Origin of the sequence: Roseburia faecis, from assembly GCF_001406815.1 — a bacterium.
Classification (GTDB): Bacteria; Bacillota; Clostridia; order Lachnospirales; family Lachnospiraceae; genus Roseburia; species Roseburia faecis.
Window position 1 is genome coordinate 1 of the sequence record NZ_CVRR01000044.1, and the last position, 2,925, is coordinate 2,925.

1 rRNA gene is annotated in these 2,925 nt (G+C 51.5%); it reads right to left on the reverse strand.

From position 1 onward, the window contains the following. Positions 1-4: 4 nt before the first annotated feature. Positions 5-2,892 (reverse strand): 23S ribosomal RNA (locus tag M72_RS12395). Positions 2,893-2,925: the final 33 nt, after the last annotated feature.

The window sequence follows — 2,925 nt, forward strand, 5'->3', positions numbered from 1 at the left end:
TTTTTTAATCAAGCCCTCGACCTATTAGTAACAGTCAGCTCCATGTGTTGCCACACTTCCACCTCTGCCCTATCTACCTTGTAGTCTTCAAGGGGTCTTACTCCCGAAGGAGGGATATCTCATCTTGAGGGGGGCTTCACGCTTAGATGCCTTCAGCGTTTATCCCTTCCAGACTTGGCTACTCTGCCATGCCGTTGGTCGACAACAGATACACCAGTGGTCCGTCCATCCCGGTCCTCTCGTACTAAGGACAGCTCCTCTCAAATATCCTCCGCCCGCGCCGGATAGGGACCGAACTGTCTCACGACGTTCTGAACCCAGCTCGCGTACCGCTTTAATGGGCGAACAGCCCAACCCTTGGGACCTGCTACAGCCCCAGGATGCGATGAGCCGACATCGAGGTGCCAAACCACTCCGTCGATGTGAACTCTTGGGAGTGATAAGCCTGTTATCCCCAGGGTAGCTTTTATCCGTTGAGCGATGGCAATCCCACTTTATACCACCGGATCACTAAGTCCTACTTTCGTACCTGCTCCACCCGTCGGTGTCGCAGTCAAGCTCCCTTCTGCCTTTGCACTCTTCAAATGGTTTCCGACCATTCTGAGGGAACCTTTGAGCGCCTCCGATACCCTTTCGGAGGCGACCGCCCCAGTCAAACTCCCCGCCTGACATTGTCCCACTGCCGGTTCACGGCAGATGGTTAGAAACCCAGTACTACAGGGGTGGTATCCCAACAGCGACTCCCTACAGACTGGCGTCCATAGTTCTCAGTCTCCCACCTATCCTGTACGTGCAGTACCGAATCCCAGTATCAAACTGGAGTAAAGCTCCATGGGGTCTTTCCGTCCTGGCGCGGGTAACCAGCATCTTCACTGGTACTTCAATTTCACCGGATGCATTGTCGAGACAGTGCTCAAATCATTACGCCTTTCGTGCGGGTCGGAACTTACCCGACAAGGAATTTCGCTACCTTAGGACCGTTATAGTTACGGCCGCCGTTTACTGGGGCTTAAATTCAAAGCTTCGCTTGCGCTAACCTCTCCTCTTAACCTTCCAGCACCGGGCAGGCGTCAGCCCATATACTTCACCTTTCGGTTTCGCATAGACCTGTGTTTTTGCTAAACAGTTGCTTGAGCCTATTCTCTGCGGCCCACCATTCAGTGGGCACCCCTTCTCCCGAAGTTACGGGGTCATTTTGCCGAATTCCTTAACAATGCTTCTTCCGTCGGCCTTAGGATTCTCTCCTCATCCACCTGTGTCGGTTTACGGTACGGGCACATATAAAACAATAGCGGCTTTTCTCGGCACATGGCTCACATACTTCACTACTTAATTTCGCTCCACATCACGTCTTCGGCTTATGTGACGGATTTGCCTGTCACACACCTACCCCGCTTGTACCGGTCTTTCCATTCCCGGCTTATGCTTTCCACATGCGTCCCCACAGTTCTGTTTATATGCGGTACAGGAATCTAAACCTGTTGTCCATCGGATACGTCTTGCGACCTCTCCTTAGGCCCCGACTTACCCAGAGCAGATCAGCTTTACTCTGGAAACCTTAGATATTCGGCCGGAAGGATTCCCACCTTCCTCTCGCTACTCATTCCGGCATTCTCTCTTCTTATCCCTCCACTGCTCCTTACCGGTACAGCTTCGTCGGTTTTAAGAATGCTCCTCTACCACTCCTTACGGAGTCCACGGCTTCGGTGTTGTGTTTCAGCCCCGGACATTTTCGGCGCAGGGACTCTCGACTAGTGAGCTGTTACGCACTCTTTGAATGTATGGCTGCTTCTGAGCCAACATCCTAGTTGTCTTCGAATTCCCACATCCTTTTCCACTTAACACACACTTTGGGACCTTAGCCGGTGGTCTGGGCTCTTTCCCTTTTGACCGCCCAACTTATCTCGTGCAGTCTGACTCCCGTTCATCATCTACATGGCATTCGGAGTTTGATATTCTTTGGTAAGCTTTGACGCCCCCGCGGAAATTCAGTGCTCTACCTCCATAAGACTAAAACGAGGCTAGCCCTAAAGCTATTTCGAGGAGAACCAGCTATCTCCGGGTTCGATTGGAATTTCTCCCCTATCCACACCTCATGCCCACCCTTTTCAACGGATGTGGCTTCGGACCTCCAATGCCTTTTACGGCATCTTCATCCTGGACATGGATAGATCACCCGGTTTCGGGTCTACTCGTACTGACTCATCGCCCAGTTAAGACTCGCTGTCGCTTCGGCTCCGTGCCTTAAGCACTTAACCTTGCCAGTACGCGTAACTCGCCGGACCGTTCTACAAAAAGTACGCGGTTGATCATATAAAGACCTTCCACAGATTGTAAACACAGGGTTTCAGGTTCTCTTTCACTCCCCTCCCGGGGTCCTTTTCACCTTTCCTTCACAGTACTATGCGCTATCGGTCACTAAGTAGTATTTAGGCTTACGGGGTGGTCCCCGCGTGTTCCATCAAGGTTTCACGTGTCTCGATGTACTCTGGATACCGCCTTGTCAGTTTTCCTTTCGCTTACGGGGCTTTCACCCTCTCCGGCAGGCTTTCCCAAAACCTTTCTGCTAGAATCACTGAATCAATTATGCGGTCCGAACCCCGCTGTGCACGCACAACGGTTTGGCCTCTTTCCATTTCGCTCGCCGCTACTCTGGAAATCGATGTTTCTTTCTCTTCCTCCGGCTACTTAGATGTTTCAGTTCACCGGGTTCCCTTCCATACGTTATGGATTGGCGTATGGATGACTGGAGTCCTTCCAGCCGGGTTTCCCCATTCAGACATCTGCGGATCAAAGATTATTTGCATCTCCCCGCAGCTTTTCGCAGCTTATCACGTCTTTCTTCGGCTCTTAGTGCCAAGGCATCCACCCTGCGCTCTTTTTTGCTTGATTATTCAATCCTCGTTATCATAGCGTTGATAACTT